Here is a 16,507-nt window from a genome sequence, read left to right on the forward strand (position 1 = left end):
TGTTATTTGTCATTTACGCCAAATCATCCACGCACTATTTTGGAACCAGATAACTCACCTAGGAGCACATCATGGTCAAAGTAGGCATTAATGGGTTTGGTCGCATTGGCAGAAACGTACTGCGCGCCGCGCTGGGTCGCAATGACTTTCAGGTGGTGGCAATCAATGACCTGACCGACAGCAAAACCCTGGCTCATCTTCTGAAATACGACTCGCTGCAAGGCACATTGGCCGCCAGTGTTGAAGCCTCTGAAGGGCAGTTGCTGGTAGATGGCCAAACCATCCACGTCTTCTCCGAACGAGATCCAGGCGCAATTGCGTGGAGCAGCGTGGGGGTTGATCTAGTTATTGAAGCCACCGGATTCTTCACCGACAAAGCCAAAGCCGAAGTGCACATCACCAAAGGCGGCGCAAAACGGGTGATTTTATCTGCACCCGGTAAAGACGATGACATCACGGTGGTGATGGGCGTCAACCATGAGAAATACGATCCTGCCTTGCATAAAGTGGTCAGTAACGGCAGCTGTACGACTAACGGTTTAGCACCGGCAGCGCAGGTCTTACACCAAAGCTTCGGCATTGAACATGGTTTGATGAACACCACCCATGCCTATACCAACAGCCAGGCCCTGCACGATCAACCGGAAAAAGATCTGCGCGGAGCCCGTGCCGCTGCGCTTTCTATCGTGCCTTATTCTAGCGGTGCGGCTAAAGCGCTCGGTAAAGTGATCCCGGAATTGGACGGACGCCTGACCGGCTATTCACTGCGCGTGCCAGTGCCCGTGGTGTCTATTGTTGATCTGACCGTCACGCTCAAACGTGATGTAACGGTAGAAGAAGTGAACGCGGCATTTCGCAAAGCGGCAACCTCAGGACCGCTGCAAGATATCTTGGGCTACAGCGATGAACCTTTGGTATCGAGCGACTATCAGGGTGACCCGCGGTCATCAATTATCGACGGGCTGTCTACGCTGGTCATCGGCGGCAATCTGGTGAAGATCCTCGCCTGGTATGACAACGAATGGGCTTTCTCTAACCGTCTGGTTGATCTGGCGGTTTTGATGGACCAACGCGGTTTGTAATTTCTCTAAGCGGGCGCTCTGTGCAGCGCCCTAAGTTGTGAGCTCCCTCTCCCCCTCTCCATACCCGCCACAAGCCAACCAATGAATTTTAGCGATTACCAGAAAAGCGCCAGCCATCGGCTAGACTCTAACTTATCAGTGCAGTACTGCTGGTGTGATACCTATAAAGAGAAAAATTGCGTCGTAGACAGAATAATATGGGTCATTACTCATCAAAGGAGCACGCTATGCGGATGTTTCTTGCAGTGGTCTGGACGGGGCTGTTGTTGCTAACCACGCCAACTCGTGCAGCAGAACCGGAACCCAGCACCGGGCGGGTCTCGGGTTGGTGGAACTCTTTAACCAGCGGTGTCGCGCAAACCTGGGAGGACCCGCAATACCACGATCTTTATCTGCCGTTTATCAGTTGGCACGCCCGTTTTATGTACGACGAGACGGATCATTACAATGAGATGCCGTGGGGCGGTGGCTTTGGGATTTCCCGCTATAACGAAGAAGGCGACTGGAGTGCCCTGTACGCGATGATGTTTAAAGACTCCCACAATGAGTGGCAGCCGATTGTCGGCTATGGCTGGGAAAAGGGCTGGTATCTGGATCAGAACCAAGATTTCCGCCTTGGGTTTGGTGTGACGGCGGGGATCACCGCACGTGAAGATTTCGGCAACTACATTCCATTGCCGATCATTCTGCCGCTGTTCTCCGCTGGCTATAAGCAGGCGACCGTTCAGTTCACCTATATCCCTGGTACCTACAACAACGGCAACGTGCTGTTTGCCTGGTTACGCTTTAGTTTTTAGTTCGGAGCCATCATATGGGCGGGCGCACATGCTGCGCCCCTACTCCACGCAAGTCCAGCAGCAGATAGATGCATTCGGTCAACGCTTTACGCTATGCTGAGGTATCGCAAGAACCGAGGAAAAACAATGAATACCCCTGAAAAAAAGTCGCTGACTGCCCTGCAAGCCCTCGACCAACTCGAAGTACTGTACGACGCATCGGTCAACGCCTTACGCGCTGCCATCAAACAATTTATCGCGGATGGCACCCTGCCAGAGGCGCAGGCCCGTGCCTCGGGGCTGTTTTCCTACCCGGAACTGCGCGTGCGCTGGGATGGCGAGCACCCAGACCATCCAAGAACCCGCGCCTATGGCCGTTTTACCCGGCCTGGCAACTACACCACCACCATCACCCGGCCGCAGCTGTTCCGCCCTTATCTTGCCGAACAGCTAGCAATGCTGGCCAGTGAATATGCCGCCGTGATCGAAGTGGTTCCCTCTCAACAGGAGATCCCCTTCCCTTATGTGATCGACGGATCCGATCTGGCCTTGGACCGAACCATGAGTGCCGGGCTTACCAAGCATTTCCCCACCACCGAACTGGCGCAGATTGGCGATGAAAATGCAGACGGGCTGTCTCCTTTTGCCAACCATTTTCCACTTTCCCATTTTGACGCGCTGCGGACCGATTTCTCACTGGCACGCCTGCGGCACTACACCGGCACGCCGGTGGAACATTTTCAGCACTTTGTGTTGTTTACCAATTACACGCGCTATGTCGATGAGTTTGTCCGCTGGGCGTGTAGCCAGATCGCCGATCCGGCCAGCCCCTATATCGCGCTTTCTTGCGCCGGTGGGAACTTTGTGACGGCAGAAACGCCAAATCCAGAGCAGACGGTGTCCGATCTGGCCTGGAAGAACCATCAGATGCCCGCCTATCACCTGATCGCCAACGATGGTCAGGGGATCACGCTGGTCAATATCGGTGTCGGCCCTTCCAACGCCAAAACCATCTGCGATCACCTGGCAGTGCTGCGGCCCCATGCCTGGCTGATGATTGGCCACTGCGGCGGCCTGCGGGAAAGCCAGTCAATTGGTGATTACGTGTTGGCCCACGCCTACCTGCGTGACGATCATGTATTAGATTCGGTGCTACCGCCTGATATCCCAATCCCAAGCATCGCGGAAGTTCAGCGCGCGCTGTATGACGCCACCAAAACGGTAAGCGGTATGCCTGGGGAAGCGGTAAAACAGCGGTTACGCACCGGCACTGTGGTCACCACCGACGATCGCAACTGGGAGCTGCGCTATTCGGCTTCCGCACTGCGCTTTAACCTCAGCCGCGCCGTCGCCGTCGATATGGAAAGTGCCACCATCGCGGCGCAAGGTTATCGCTTCCGGGTGCCTTATGGCACGCTGCTGTGCGTGTCTGATAAACCGCTACACGGCGAGATTAAACTGCCAGGCCAGGCCAACCGTTTCTACGAAGGCGCGATTTCAGAGCACTTGCAGATTGGCATCTGTGCCATCGATCTGCTGCGGGCTGAGGGTGAACACCTGCATTCACGCAAACTGCGCACCTTCAACGAGCCGCCGTTCCGCTAATCCAAAGGCTGGGCGCCGCATACGGCGCCCCTACAGCGCCAAAGCCAGCACTCGCGTCGGCTGATGATGGCTGGCGGTAATTTCCAGCAGGATCTCTCTCACCGCTCCCGCCGCCGCAGTGAGCGGCTTTTGGCCGCAAACCACTAACGCCAGCGGTACCGAAAGCGCCGGAGCATTGAGGCGGATCATCCAGGCCTTGGCCGGGCCGATCGTCGCCCTGGCAAGCGACTCTGGCAGGATCGTCGCCCCCATTCCGCTAGCGATAGCGGCGCAAAGCATGCTGTGTGATTCGATCTCACCAATCACATTCGGCGTGAGTTGGCGCAGCGCCATAGCCTCATCAACCAGGTCGCGCACCACATCCCCCTCACGTGGCAAGAACAGATTAAACCGGCTCACCGCCGATAAATCGATGCTGTTGCCCGGATGAGGGATGCTTCTTGCCGCGACCAGATACAAATCCTCTTTCGCCAACGCCGTAACGTTCAGGTTCGGTGGCATGTTCTGCCCGTACATCACCGCCATATCCAGAGCCTGCGTCGCCACCTGCTGGCTTAACGTATTGCCGATATTTTCATTCAGGCTCAGCAAAATCCCAGGATGCCGATCGCGTACCGCTTGCAACAGCGGCAGCGCCAACTGCGAGGCCGCACTGCCTTGCACCAGGCCGACGGCCACCTGCCCAGCAAGCGTTTCCCCACTGCTGATCACCGCTTGCTGGGCCTGCTCGCACTGTTGAAGAATGGTTTGCGCATGCGCATAAAGAATATTGCCAGCCTCCGTGGGCATCACTCCGCGTTTGGTACGGATCAGCAATTGCTGTTTCAGTTCCCCTTCCAGGGTGGCAACTTGCTGGCTCAGCGCAGGCTGCGCAATATGCAACACCTCCGCCGCCTGAGTCAGGCTGCCGATATCGACGATCTTTACGAAATACTTCAAGCGTCTGAAATTCATCGTGGCTCCTAGCTGCGGTTAACTGCATTCAATATCAACTACTGCAACTACAGCAAGAAACGGGCCAGGCAGAACAAGCGGTGTATTATCAGCCTAAGTGATTAAAAAATAATGAAAGGTAACGATAAGGCGGGATTGGATGAAGAGGTAAAACCGGGTTCTGCACCACGCTGGGGCATTGCCAGTCCCCAGCGTGGTTCAGATAAAAAAACCCGCCAATCGTCTGGCGGGTTTGTTAGAGGGTTACTGAGCTTTTTGCTCGGAGGCCGGTATCACATCCAGGATGCGTACGTTGTAGACCATGGTCGCGCCCGGTGGGATATCCGGTGCCATGCCCTTCTCGCCATAGGCCAGTTCAGGCGGCACCACCAGCGTCATGTTACCGTGGTTCTTCAACTTACCTAGCGCTTCGCGGAACAGTGGTGGATAGGCGCTCAGCGGCTGCGAAATTGAAGTACCAGCCAGATCCATATCCTTGATCACTTTACCGTCGGTCAAGCTCTCTTTAACCACTACGGCGACGGTATCACCCTCACCAATCACGCTATCGCCAACATAATCGATGCGGTAATAGAAGCCTTGCTTAGACTGAACAACACGTGGCTGCTTCTTGAACTTATCGATATAGCTGCTGCCTTGCTTTTCGTTCTGCTGTTTGATCTTTTTATGCTGATCGTTCAGCTCCAACTCGCTTTCATACAAGGCTTTGGCAATCTGTTCTTTGGCCAGTTTGGTCTGGCCATTGATCACATCGGTCACACCTGCCAGCGCCAGTTGGCGGTTCACGTCTACACCCTGCGTCTTTTTGCTGTTGAGCAAATCCAGGATGTCATTACCCAACGCGGTACCGATCGCATAATCGCGTTTTTCCACCTGCGTTTTCGGCTCCGTGACCACGGACGTACCAGCCGTTTGCTTTTTCTCGGCTGCAGTCAGCTTTTGCTGTAGCTGGGCAAGTTCCTGCGCCTTCTGCTCATTGTCTTTGGTTTGTGCCGCCAACTGCTCTTGCAGCTTGGCACTCTCCTGCTGACTCGTCTGCTGCAACTGAGCGATCTGCTGGGCTTTTTGCTCGCTGTCTTTGGTCTGAGCAGCTAACTGCTCCTGCAGCTTCGCACTCTCCTGCTGACTAGCCTGCTGCAACTGGGCTATCTGCTGGGCTTTTTGCTCGCTGTCTTTGGTCTGAGCAGCTAACTGCTCCTGCAGCTTGGCACTCTCCTGCTGACTAGCCTGCTGCAACTGAGCGATCTGCTGGGCTTTCTGCTCGCTGTCTTTGGTCTGAGCAGCTAACTGCTCCTGCAGCTTCGCACTCTCCTGCTGACTCGCCTGCTGCAACTGAGCGATCTGCTGGGCTTTTTGCTCGCTGTCTTTAGTCTGAGCTGCCAATTGTTCTTGCAGTTTGGCTGTCTCCTGCTGACTCGCCTGCTGCAACTGAGCGATCTGCTGCGCTTTCTGCTCGCTGTCTTTAGTCTGAGCGGCCAACTGCTCTTGCAGCTTGGCACTCTCCTGCTGACTCGCCTGCTGCAACTGGGCAATCTGCTGTGCTTTCTGCTCACTATCTTTGGTCTGAGCGGCTAACTGCTCCTGCAACTTCGCCAATTCCTGCTGGCTTTGCTGGAGTTGTTTAACCTGCTGAGCCTTTTGATCGTTGTCTTTGCCATAAACCGTCAACTGTTCTTGCAGCTGCTTTATCTGCTGCGCTTTCTGTTCACTGTCTTTGGTCTGCACGGTCAGTTGATCTTGCAGTTTCGCCAACGTCAGCAGCTCTTGCTGCAACTTCTTCATTTGTTGAGCTTGTTGCACGAAATCTTTGTTATTCAGCGCCAATTGCTCCTGCAACTGCTTGGTCTGTAGCGCTTTTTGTTCGCTATCCTTGGCCTGTGCAGCCAGTTGAGTCTGCAACTTGGCCAACTCTTGCTGGCCTTGCTGGAGTTGCTTCACCTGCAGGGCTTTCTGCTCATTATCCTTATTGGAAGCGGCCAACTGTTCCTGCAGCTGTTTAACCTGCTGCACTTTCTGCTCGCTGTCCTTGGCCTGAGTCGCTAACTGAGCCTGCAGCTTGGCCAGCTCTTGCTGGTTTTGCTGCAGCTGTTTCAGCTGTTGCGCTTTCTCATCATTGGCTTTGGTTTGGGCGGCCAGTTGCTCTTGCAGCTTGCTACTGGCCTGTTGCAACTGTTTCACCTGCTCGGCTTTTTGCTCGCTGTCTTTGGTCTGGATGACTAGCTGTGCCTGCAACTCTGCGACGGTTTGCTTATTTTGTTGCAGTTGCATCACTTGCTGCGCTTTCTGCTCATTATCTTTGGTTTGCGCGGTCAACTGCTCCTGCAGCCTGGCGCTGGTCTGCTGCAGCTGCTTCACCTGTTCGGCTTTCAACTCACTGTCTTTGGCCTGAGCGGCCAGCTGTTCTTGCAGTTTTGCCAACGACAGTTGGTTTTGCTGCAGTTGTTTCAACTGCTGGGCTTTTTCTTCAAGACCCTGGGTTTGCGCGGTCAGTTGCTCCTGCAACTTGGCGCTCGCCTGTTGCAACTGCTTAACCTGTTCGGTTTTCTGCTCGCTGTCTTTGGTTTGGGCAGCCAGCTGTTCTTGCAGCTTCGCCATCGCCTGTTGGGTCTTTTGCTCGTTCTCTTTGCTGCGCGCCGCCAACTGATCTTGCAGCTGGGTTACCTGCAGGGCCTTTTGCTCACGCTCTTTGGTCTGGGCAGCCAACTGTTCCTGCAACTTCGCCAACGCCTGCTGGTTTTGCTGTAGCTGTGTAGCCAACTGGGCTTTTTCATCGTTAACTTTGGCTTGTGCCGTCAACTGCTCCTGCAACTTGGTGCTCGCCTGTTGCAACTGCTTCACCTGTTCGGCTTTCTGCTCGCTGTCTTTGGTTTGGGCAGCCAGCTGTTCTTGCAGCTTCGCCATCGCCTGTTGGGTCTTCTGATCGTGCTCTTTGCTGCGCGCCGCCAGTTGATCTTGCAGTTGTGTGACCTGCAGGGCCTTTTGCTCACGCTCTTTGGTCTGGGCAGCCAACTTTTCTTGCAGCTTCGTCAATGCCTGCTGGTTTTGCTGTAGCTGTGCCGCCAACTGGGCTTTTTCATCGTTAACTTTGGCTTGTGCCGTCAATTGCTCCTGCAGCTTGGCGCTCGCCTGTTGCAACTGCTTCACCTGTTCGGCTTTCTGCTCGCTGTCTTTGGTTTGGGCTGCCAGCTGTTCTTGCAGCTTCGCCATCGCCTGTTGGGTCTTTTGCTCATTCTCTTTGCTGCGCGCCGCCAGCTGATCTTGCAGCTGGGTTACCTGCAGGGCCTTTTGCTCACGCTCTTTGGTCTGGGCAGCCAACTGTTCCTGTAGCTTCACTAACGCCTGCTGGTTTTGCTGCAGTTGTGCAGCCAACTGTGCTTTTTCATCGTTAGTTTTGGTTTGAGCCGCAGTCTGTTGCTCTTGCAGCTTGGCGCTGGCCTGCTGCAACTGCTTAATTTGTTCGGCTTTCTGCTCGCTGTCTTTGGTTTGGGCTGCCAGCTGTTCTTGCAGTTTCGCCATCGCCTGCTGGTTTTTTTGCGCCGATTCTTTGTTGCGTGTCGTCAGCTGTTCTTGCAGCTGTTTGACCAGTTGGGCTTTGTATTCACTGTCTTTGGTCTGGGTGGCTAACTGTTCTTGGAGCTTCGCCAACGCCTGCTGATTTTGCTGCAGCTGCTTGGCCTGCTCGGCTTTTTCATCGTTAGTTTTAGCATACGCCTTCAGTTGCTCTTGCAACTTGGCACCAGCCTGTTGCAACTGTTTCACCTGTTCGGCTTTCTGCTCGCTGTCTTTGGTTTGGGCAGCCAGTTGCTCCTGCAGTTTCGCCATCGCCTGCTGGGACTTCTGGTCATTCTCTTTGCTACGTGCTGACAGTTGATCTTGCAGCTGTGTTACCTGCAAGGCTTTTTGTTCACTGTCTTTGGCCTGGGCAGCCAACTGTGCTTGCAGTTTCGCCACCTCCTGCTGATTTTGCTGCAGTTGCTTGGCCTGCTGGGCTTTTTCATCGTTAGTTTTAGCATATGCCGTCAGTTGCTCTTGCAACTTGGCACCAGCCTGCTGCAGCTGTTTCACCTGCTCGGCTTTCTGCTGGCTGTCTTTGGTTTGGGCAGCCAGTTGCTCCTGCAGCTTCGCCATCGCCTGCTGGGACTTCTGTTCATTCTCTTTGCTACGCGCTGACAGCTGATCCTGCAGTTGGGCTATGGCCTGCTGATTTTGCTGTAACGTTTGCTGCAGTTGCTTGATCTGTTGCGCTTTTTGTTCGTTATCTTTGGTTTGCGCTGCCAACTGTTGCTGCAATTGCGAGCTGTTACGTTGCTCCTGCTGTTGCAGCTTCATTTGCTGCATCTGCCGCTCGCTTTCCTTGGCCTGTACGGCAAGCTGTTGCTGCAGCCGCGCATTTTCCCGCTGGCTTTGCTCAATGGCCTGTTGCAGACGCGCCAACTCTGCAGAAGAGCCCGCTGACCGAGATTGCGCTTTACGCAACTGCTCAAGAGCCGCTTCCTGGCTGGTGACTTTGGCTTTCAGCTGATTGATGGTTGCCTGCAGCGTCTTCATCTCGCGAATACGCTCACTGCCCCTCTCATCCGCCGACTTTGCCAGTGCGTTAGGTTTGCTGCTGGCAGGTTTACTACTTTTGGGTCTTGCAGGTTCTGCTGTATCCAGTTGTGAAGGCGTCAGAAACAGGAGTGCCGGAGCCTCATCCACCTGGCGCGTGATCGCTTCCAGTGAATTCAACGCATGGGCATCGGGAGTCACTGCCTCCTCAGCCCTTACGACTCCTAGCGGCAACGCCAACGTCAACAAGGCACCGCAATATATCCTGCGTTTCATTTCACGCCTTCCCCTCTCTGGATCAAGCCTTGCAGGACGTCACGTTCGATCTCGGCACATAACTGATTGGTCTTGTATTTGTACAACGCATCAAGAGTGTCTTTGGTTGTCGAACTCACATCGCCGCGTACCGCGCTATATACCGAGGCATTGTTCACCAGACGGTTAAAGTTGGCCTGCTTGATCGCGTAAGCCTTCGGATTAACCTGTTTGAGTGACGCCAACTCGCTTTGGCAAAGGCCAATTTTGCTGGTTTTGGTTTCTGGGGCAGCCGGTTCTGGCGGCGGGGACACACTGATCTGCTGAGGGGGAGCTTGTACGGTGGTCGCTGGTGGGTGTTCTTGCCAACGGGTCTGTGAGGTTTTCTGGCATCCTGCCAGCAACAAACCACTGCACAGTATTACGCCTAAACAGAGGTTCTTTTGGGTGATTATCATTGAAAATTCCTTTCAAAAAATTCCGTTACCGATAGGTCAACTCAGACAAGATCGGCTATATCCTGGATAAATAATATGTGCATTTTTCAGCAATGATATAGGGGTGGCTCTTTAGTAGCAAACATTCACTGGAGCTATACTATGGCCGCTCATTGCCCCTACTCTTGCAACGTTCGCCATGGCCTATTAACTAAACGAATACTTAACCGGGCATCACCGGTGACCTGCATAGCGCATAATGCGCCTGCAACTTGCCCGCGATTTAACATGCCCACGACGTTTGTGAAGTGCAAAATAATACTGGTATTTTTTATATCCAGCAACTCTGCAAGCGAGCCTGAACGCCGAGTTACGGGGCAAAAACGGCGCTTGCCGCCAGGAAGGACAAAGACACTCTCCCGCATACGACAGCATTCATTCTGATTTTTTGGTACAAGAAACCGTAAAAAAATAAAATAAAATAGATTTAAAACAATAACATAAATGAATAACTGACGATGTTCACCGCTATCATCGCCCCCACCATTTTTCCGAATGGAAATGACTATTACCCATGATTAAAAATAGATGTTTATATTATTAAAAACGCATTTTTTGGCGATTTACTCCACTCGCATCCGGGTGATTTTCTAGAGCGACAGCGCAATCTAAAGATTTATCCGAGGCACTCGGATTGTCGTGTCAAAAATACAGGGCTTGATGATAATCCTTAAGCTGACTTCCCCACCGATTATTAGGAACAATCCATGCAAATTACAGGAAATACCTTAGCAAAAGATCTCATTTCCCCACCTTATAAATAAGAATTTTCTTGGGTTTGCTCTTTAAAATATTAACACCCCGCAAAATTCGGCATTAACTCACAAAATGTGCTCGATCTGCAATGATAGCGGCCTGCCTGCCGGTGCTAAAGTTTAACCAGCTGGAAAATAAGCCAATTTGCTCACAACCTCGACAAACGGAACATTTGTGCATTTTCATGCTTTACAAGCCCCATCGGCACCGCTATTATTCGCCCCGTTCACACGATTCCTCTGTAGTTCAGTCGGTAGAACGGCGGACTGTTAATCCGTATGTCACTGGTTCGAGTCCAGTCAGAGGAGCCATATTTAGAAAAGCCCGCTTAGGCAACTAAGCGGGATTTTTGCTGTTTAACACCGGGTGACTCAATCGTCATAAGGCTCGCCGAGCGTAAGCATCAACCGGTTGGCCCAGGCAAAGAAGGCCGTCGCCTGCACCAGGTCCAACAACTCCAGTTCGCCCAACCCTTGTTGGCGTAACGCAATCAGCTGAGCCGCATTGGCCTGCGGTGGCGTGGCCGAAAGCGCTGCGGCAAAGTCTATTTGCGTACGCCAATCCTCACCCTGCCCCTCGCTCAAGATCCCTCCCGGCGCGATATCCAGCAAGCGCTGCACCTCTTCTGCCCTTTTGGATAACTGCGCCGCTTTACGCGCATGCACCGAGGCACAGTAAATACAGCCGTTCACCTTGCTGGCCACCGCCGCAGCCAACTCCCGATCCTGGCGGGCCAGACCACCTGCGGTGTAGAAAATGGCCCTATCCGTGATGGTTCGCTGTTCCAGCACCGCATGATCACGCGCCAACAAACGGAAATAGTCAGAATCCGCGTGACCGAACTTGGTCAGCAAGGCTTTTCCCGGTTCGTCAAACGCCGCCAAGGGTTTAGCCGCAATCCAGGGCTCCCATCCCAACTCCTGGCTGGTGAACGCAGGCGGTGCATGGCGGCCACTGGCTGTATGGCTCGCGGTGCGCCAGGCGGAAGCTCGAACGGGAGCACGGCCACTGGTCGCTACCGGCAACCCTGCCAGCAAGCGGTAGCCGTACAGCAGACGGCTCTGGAAACTGACAAAAGCGATCAGCTGTGAAAGCGTGACGATGTCATCCAATGACCACCCCGCCTGTTGCAAGGCCTGCAAGTGTTTGGCCTCTGCCCCGGCGGGTTTGAAGGCCAAGCGTTCTGCGTGATCCAAGGCAGCCTGCAAACGTGGTCCGTCTGCGGGCTGAGTCTGCTGCAATTGGGCATAATGCGCCGCCAACTGCCGATCGCCGTGCCATTCACTGATACGCTGCGCCAACAGCAGGCGCTCCGCAATGGTGAAACCGCCCACCTCCTGTGGCGCAAACAGTCTCTGATAGCTGGCCTCAATCCCGTCGGTTGCCGCCTGACGTGTTGCTCTGGCCTGTGCCAAAGGAGAGTCTGGGGCGATTTCAGCTAGTCTGGTCAGGTGATCCTGGGTGTCGGTCATACGTTTTCCTCTGCGTGATGTGAATAAGCCAACGTGGCAGGATTGCGCCGCTGCCAGCCCAGTGCTGGTGCAACGTCGCGAGCTATCAGCTCAATGGAGCGCAAAATATAGGCGTGTGGCGGATCGATAGAGTGCACCTGAAATGCCAAATCGGTGACGCGGGCCAGCGCGCTATCCCGTTGCAACGAAGCGATCACCTGCTCTGGCGTACCGAGATGCACGTCAAAAGCGCGGATCAGGCCGTCGAGCGACTCATCCTGTACCTGATGCCCACTGGCGCGTAAACGTTCCAATCCACGGCTAAGCCCTTGTGCAGCAAAATCACGTGCACGGTTCTGATCTTCGGTTACAAAAGCGGTGCGCGATCCCATGATCCGGGGCTCTACCCCAGGCGGCAGCGCGGCGAGATAGGCATCAATAATCGGATTTTGCAGCTCATCGAGTGCCGTATCCGGTGCATCTGACGGCCTGGGTTGAGTGCGTGACAACATCAGCCCATCCCCAGCCTTACCGGCTCGGATCCCACCTTCAACCGAGAAGGTGGCTTGCCAGACGCGTTTTTTCAGTTGGGGGGCAGCCGGATATAGACGGTTGGCGGCGTTGCCGAGCGCCTCGCCACCCCAGGCGTCCAGCAGAATGCGTAAATTATCGTTAAACGCCGCATTGCGCCGCTCGGCATCAATACCAAAAGCGCTAAACGAAGACGGGGTTCCGCCCGCCGCCAGCCCCACTTCCAACCGGCCACCGGAAAGCAGATCCAACACCGCCGTATCTTCCGCCACGCGCACGGCAGACTCCATCGGCAAGGTGATCACTCCAGTCCCCAAACGAATATGCCGGGTATGCACTGCGGCCTGAGCCAAAAAAACCAGAGGTGAAGGCAAGCCGCCCTCATCCTGATGAAAATGGTGCTGCGCTACCCAAGCGGTGTCGAACCCGGCGCGTTCGGCATGAACAATCTGCTCGGTGGCCAGCCGGTAACGTTCCTGAGCACTGCCGTTATCCAGCAGGCGGGTAAAAAAGCCGAGACGTTTAGCGCTCATGAGGCATCCTTCAAAGTTTGGTACATCGCACGGCCAGGAATGGCCGCAATCAATTGGCGGGTATAGTCACTGCCCGGCCGGGCAAATACCTCAGCGGTAGTGCCCGCATCTACCTGCTGCCCACGACACAGCACCGAGACGCTGTGCGAGATTTGCCGCACCGTCGCCAGATCGTGTGAGATAAACAGGTAGGTCAGCCCTAACTCACGCTGTAGCTGCTCTAATAAGCGCAGGATTTGTGCCTGCACGGTTACGTCCAGCGCCGAGGTAGCTTCATCCAATACCAGCACCCGAGGTTGCAGTATCAGAGCACGAGCGATGGCAACCCGTTGGCGCTGGCCCCCTGAAAGCTCACGCGGTTTGCGCGCCAGGAGTTCGGCAGGCAGAGCGACTCGTTCGAACAATTCCCGCACCCGCCGATAACGCTCTGCTTTGGCGACAGGCTCAAAGTTGAGTAACGGCTCTTCGATCGCCTGATACAAGGTTTGCGCCGGATCGAGCGAAGCAAAGGGGTTTTGATAGACCAGTTGGATACGCCGCCGAAACTGGCGCAGCGCCTCACCCTTCAGCCGGGTAAAATCGACGCCGTCGATAATGATTTGCCCAGCATCCGGCCGCTGAAACCCCAGCAGGCAACGGGCCAAGGTGGTTTTGCCGGAGCCGGACTCGCCGACCAACGCATGCGTGGTGCCGCGCTGCACGCTGAACGACACCCGATCCAACGCCCTGAACGCCTGCCCGCCTCTGCCAGCAAAACGGAAATCCTTCACCAGTTCGTTGACGACGATCGCCGGTTCCGCCTTGCGGACGATCGCTGGCGGAGCGATGGAGGCCAACGAAGGCACATCGGCAAACAAGCGGCGGGTATACTCATGCGCCGGGGCCTGCAATACCGCCGCTGTTTGCCCCTGCTCCTGCACCCTGCCCTGACGAAACACCAGTAGCCGGTCGGCCCGTTCCGCCGCCACGCCCAAATCGTGAGTGACGAACAGCACCGCCGTGCCAAACTCCTGACGCAGTTCTTCGATCAGATCGAGGATGCGTTTTTGCACCGTCACGTCCAGCGCGCTGGTCGGCTCGTCGGCGATAATCAACGCGGGCCGTAACGCAATGGCGATGGCAATCAGCACTCGCTGTTTCATGCCGCCGGAAAGTTCATGCGGATACTGGCGCGCCCGTAATTCCGGGTGAGTCAACCCCACGCGAGTGAGTAACTCTACGACCCGAAGCTGTACCAGCTTGCGTGGCAGGCGTTGGTGAATGTTGATGATCTCGGCAACCTGCTCACCGATGGTTTTAACCGGGTTCAGCGAACTGGCGGGGTCTTGCGGGATCAGGCTTATCTGCGCGCCACGCACCGCATCCAACTGGCGCGTAGACCAGTGCGCAATATCGGTGCCATTAAGCCGGATCGCCCCCTGCTCCAGGCGGCCATTTTCCGCCAGCAGGCCGATAATCGCCTGGGCCGTGGTGGTTTTACCCGATCCCGATTCCCCAACCAGGGCAACGACTTCCCCTGGCTGAATGGTAAAAGAAACGTTGTGCACCACCCGCTGGCTACTGGTGCCCTGCTGATAGGCGATAGAAACGTTATCCAGTTCCAGCAGTGGCGCAGGTGAGACGGTTGTCTGTAGGTTCATCGGCGCGCGCTCCCTAATGCATGGCTGATACGGTTGGCAGCCAGCACCACGGCAACCACCATCAGGCCGGGGAAGGTAGTCAGCCACCAGGCCGTTGAGATGTAATTACGCCCTTCGGCGATCAGTAAGCCCCACTCCGGCGTGGGCGGTGGCGTGCCGTATCCCAGGAAACTCAGGGTGGCGATCGCCAGAATGGCATTGCCAAACTGTAGGGCAGAGAATGCAATCACCGAGGTCAGCGAATTAGGCAGAATATGGCGCCATAGCACCGCCCAAAAGTGCCCGCCGCTGCCGTAGGCTGCCTCAACGTAGTCGCTGTGCCGTACCCGCAGCACTTCCGCGCGAGCCAGGCGTGCAAAGTTGGTCACCGACGAGATCCCCACCGCCAGCGCCGCATTCACCGTGCCGAAGCCCAGCAGAATGATCACGCTCAAGGAAAGCAGCAGCCCAGGGATCGACAGCAAAACATCAACCAGACGCATCACAACATCATCAACGATGCCGCCCAAAGCCCCGGCGACCACGCCCAACGACGTGCCCACAACCAGGCCCAACGCCACGGCAACTAACGCTGCGGATAAAGTGTGCGATGCGCCATACACGATCCGAGCGTAGAGATCGCGCCCCAGCGGATCGGTGCCCAACCAATGTTCACCACCCGGTGCCAGACGCTGTGCTCCGGCAATCCCTTCCGTGCCGCTGTACGCAGTAAAGATCTCCGGGGCGATCGCCCATAGCACAGCGATACCCAGCACGATCCAGGCCAGCCACAGGCTGAGCGGATAACGCCGCTGAGCGCGCCTGGCGGTGGGTAAACTACCTTCGGTTTCCCCACCGGACAGATCGCGTTCCGGCATCACGGATTTTTCCAACGGAATACTGCTCATCGGGTCGCTCCTGCATAGGTTTTCAGTCTGGGATCGAGCAGCGGGAACAGCAGATCGACCAACAGATTGAGGAAGACAAAGGCGGCGGCAGAGATCATCACCACCGCCTGTAACACCGCCACGTCCTGGTTCACGACCGCCTGCTGCGTCAGTTGCCCCAGGCCACTGCGGCCAAATACGGTTTCTGTGATCAATGCCCCGGCGATCAGTTCGCCAAACAGAATGCCCGCAATGGTCAGCACCGGCAGCATCGCGTTACGTGCCACATGCCGCCACAGCACTCCGCTACGGCTAGCCCCTTTGGCACGCGCCACCGCCACAAACGGCTGAGTTTGTACGCTATCGATGCTGCGGATCAGGATCTGCGCCAGCGGGGCAGAGATTGGGATTGCCAAGGTGGCGATCGGCAACAGCAGGCCAACCCACTCCCCAGGATTGATGATCGGCACCAGTTTCAGCCGGAATGAAAAGATCTGGATTAACACGATGCCAAGCCAGAAGGTTGGTACCGATACAAACAGCGCGGGCAGCGATTGCAGCGCCGACTTCAGCCAGCCAAAACCAATCAGATTGGAGACAAACGCAATGACCAGCGCCAACAGCAAGGCCAGGGTGAAACCCAGCACCGCTAATTGCAGAGTGGCGGGCAGGTTGGCAGCCAGCAAGGCACTTACCGGCACGCCGTTCTGGATCGAATAGCCCAAATCACCGCGCAGGAAATTCCCCAACGTATGCAGATATTGCTGCCACAGGGGCACATCGGCACCGTAGGCGGCGCGCATGTCGGCGATCTGAGCCGGGCTAAGCCCCATATCCGGATTCTGGAATTTAATCAGGATCGCGTCACCGGGCAGCACCTGCAGCAAGATAAACGACAGGGTGAATGCCGCCCACAGCACCAGCAACGCCTGCCCGGTTCGGCCACTCAGGTATTTCAGCATCTTTATCTCCTCGAATATGGCGTTGTGGCCCCTCACCCTAACCCTCTCCCA

General features: G+C 55.5%; 11 protein-coding genes and 1 tRNA gene. 4 read left to right on the forward strand and 8 right to left on the reverse strand.

Annotated features, from left to right (window positions below; all coding sequences use genetic code 11):
- The first annotated feature begins 71 nt into the window (after positions 1 to 71).
- The 3 genes from gap to WN53_RS24440 all read left to right on the forward strand — a co-directional run bounded on the left by gap (position 72) and on the right by WN53_RS24440 (position 3,463).
- Positions 72 to 1,082, forward strand: a complete 1,011-nt coding sequence (gene gap, locus WN53_RS24430; protein ID WP_024486208.1) for a type I glyceraldehyde-3-phosphate dehydrogenase — start codon at positions 72 to 74, stop codon at positions 1,080 to 1,082.
- 227 nt (positions 1,083 to 1,309) lie between these two features.
- Positions 1,310 to 1,879 carry a lipid IV(A) palmitoyltransferase PagP gene (gene pagP / locus WN53_RS24435; protein ID WP_024486209.1) on the forward strand — a complete coding sequence of 190 codons (570 nt, stop codon included), beginning with the start codon at positions 1,310 to 1,312 and terminating at the stop codon, positions 1,877 to 1,879.
- A gap of 126 nt (positions 1,880 to 2,005) precedes the next feature.
- Positions 2,006 to 3,463 (forward strand): AMP nucleosidase, encoded by a 1,458-nt coding sequence (locus WN53_RS24440; protein ID WP_024486210.1) that lies wholly within the window; start codon positions 2,006 to 2,008, stop codon positions 3,461 to 3,463.
- A gap of 30 nt (positions 3,464 to 3,493) precedes the next feature.
- Here the strand turns inward: WN53_RS24440 and nac are convergent, their stop codons facing one another.
- The 3 genes from nac to WN53_RS26960 form a co-directional block, all read right to left on the reverse strand.
- Positions 3,494 to 4,417 (reverse strand): nitrogen assimilation transcriptional regulator NAC, encoded by a 924-nt coding sequence (gene nac / locus WN53_RS24445; protein WP_024486211.1) that lies wholly within the window; start codon positions 4,415 to 4,417, stop codon positions 3,494 to 3,496.
- A 243-nt stretch (positions 4,418 to 4,660) separates the two neighbouring features.
- Positions 4,661 to 9,241, reverse strand: a complete 4,581-nt coding sequence (locus WN53_RS26955; protein WP_080949253.1) for an FKBP-type peptidyl-prolyl cis-trans isomerase N-terminal domain-containing protein — start codon at positions 9,239 to 9,241, stop codon at positions 4,661 to 4,663.
- Entirely contained in the window at positions 9,238 to 9,678 is a 441-nt protein-coding gene (locus WN53_RS26960; RefSeq protein ID WP_024486261.1) for a hypothetical protein, read from the reverse strand. Before WN53_RS26960 ends, WN53_RS26955 begins: the two co-directional genes overlap by 4 nt.
- Positions 9,679 to 10,708: 1,030 nt before the next feature.
- On the opposite strand from WN53_RS26960, the gene WN53_RS24465 reads away from it, so the two are divergent.
- Positions 10,709 to 10,784: transfer RNA gene (locus tag WN53_RS24465), tRNA-Asn, on the forward strand.
- A 60-nt stretch (positions 10,785 to 10,844) separates the two neighbouring features.
- Here WN53_RS24465 and WN53_RS24470 read toward each other — a convergent pair.
- Genes WN53_RS24470 through WN53_RS24490 form a run of 5 tightly spaced genes read right to left on the reverse strand, consistent with a single transcriptional unit; the run spans position 10,845 to position 16,456 of the window.
- Entirely contained in the window at positions 10,845 to 11,945 is a 1,101-nt protein-coding gene (locus WN53_RS24470) for an alkylhydroperoxidase domain protein (RefSeq protein ID WP_024486262.1), read from the reverse strand.
- Positions 11,942 to 12,988 carry a putative FMN-dependent luciferase-like monooxygenase gene (locus tag WN53_RS24475; protein WP_024486263.1) on the reverse strand — a complete coding sequence of 349 codons (1,047 nt, stop codon included), beginning with the start codon at positions 12,986 to 12,988 and terminating at the stop codon, positions 11,942 to 11,944. Before WN53_RS24475 ends, WN53_RS24470 begins: the two co-directional genes overlap by 4 nt.
- Entirely contained in the window at positions 12,985 to 14,628 is a 1,644-nt protein-coding gene (locus WN53_RS24480) for a dipeptide ABC transporter ATP-binding protein (RefSeq protein WP_024486264.1), read from the reverse strand. The genes WN53_RS24475 and WN53_RS24480 overlap by 4 nt, the downstream gene beginning before the upstream one ends.
- Positions 14,625 to 15,515 carry an ABC transporter permease gene (locus tag WN53_RS24485; protein ID WP_024486265.1) on the reverse strand — a complete coding sequence of 297 codons (891 nt, stop codon included), beginning with the start codon at positions 15,513 to 15,515 and terminating at the stop codon, positions 14,625 to 14,627. Before WN53_RS24485 ends, WN53_RS24480 begins: the two co-directional genes overlap by 4 nt.
- Positions 15,512 to 16,456 (reverse strand): ABC transporter permease, encoded by a 945-nt coding sequence (locus WN53_RS24490; RefSeq protein ID WP_024486266.1) that lies wholly within the window; start codon positions 16,454 to 16,456, stop codon positions 15,512 to 15,514. Before WN53_RS24490 ends, WN53_RS24485 begins: the two co-directional genes overlap by 4 nt.
- Positions 16,457 to 16,507: the final 51 nt, after the last annotated feature.

Origin of the sequence: Serratia fonticola, assembly GCF_001006005.1 — a bacterium.
Classification (GTDB): Bacteria; Pseudomonadota; Gammaproteobacteria; order Enterobacterales; family Enterobacteriaceae; genus Chania; species Chania fonticola.

Bases quoted from the DNA above. Each gene is read 5' to 3' on its own strand.
- WN53_RS26960 (WP_024486261.1), bottom strand. From the start codon at position 9,678: ATGATAATCACCCAAAAGAACCTCTGTTTAGGCGTAATACTGTGCAGT.
- WN53_RS24475 (WP_024486263.1), bottom strand. From the start codon at position 12,988: ATGAGCGCTAAACGTCTCGGCTTTTTTACCCGCCTGCTGGATAACGGC.
- WN53_RS24480 (WP_024486264.1), bottom strand. From the start codon at position 14,628: ATGAACCTACAGACAACCGTCTCACCTGCGCCACTGCTGGAACTGGAT.
- WN53_RS26955 (WP_080949253.1), bottom strand. From the start codon at position 9,241: ATGAAACGCAGGATATATTGCGGTGCCTTGTTGACGTTGGCGTTGCCG.
- WN53_RS24490 (WP_024486266.1), bottom strand. From the start codon at position 16,456: ATGCTGAAATACCTGAGTGGCCGAACCGGGCAGGCGTTGCTGGTGCTG.
- WN53_RS24440 (WP_024486210.1), top strand. From the start codon at position 2,006: ATGAATACCCCTGAAAAAAAGTCGCTGACTGCCCTGCAAGCCCTCGAC.
- pagP (WP_024486209.1), top strand. From the start codon at position 1,310: ATGCGGATGTTTCTTGCAGTGGTCTGGACGGGGCTGTTGTTGCTAACC.
- WN53_RS24485 (WP_024486265.1), bottom strand. From the start codon at position 15,515: ATGAGCAGTATTCCGTTGGAAAAATCCGTGATGCCGGAACGCGATCTG.
- WN53_RS24470 (WP_024486262.1), bottom strand. From the start codon at position 11,945: ATGACCGACACCCAGGATCACCTGACCAGACTAGCTGAAATCGCCCCA.
- gap (WP_024486208.1), top strand. From the start codon at position 72: ATGGTCAAAGTAGGCATTAATGGGTTTGGTCGCATTGGCAGAAACGTA.
- nac (WP_024486211.1), bottom strand. From the start codon at position 4,417: ATGAATTTCAGACGCTTGAAGTATTTCGTAAAGATCGTCGATATCGGC.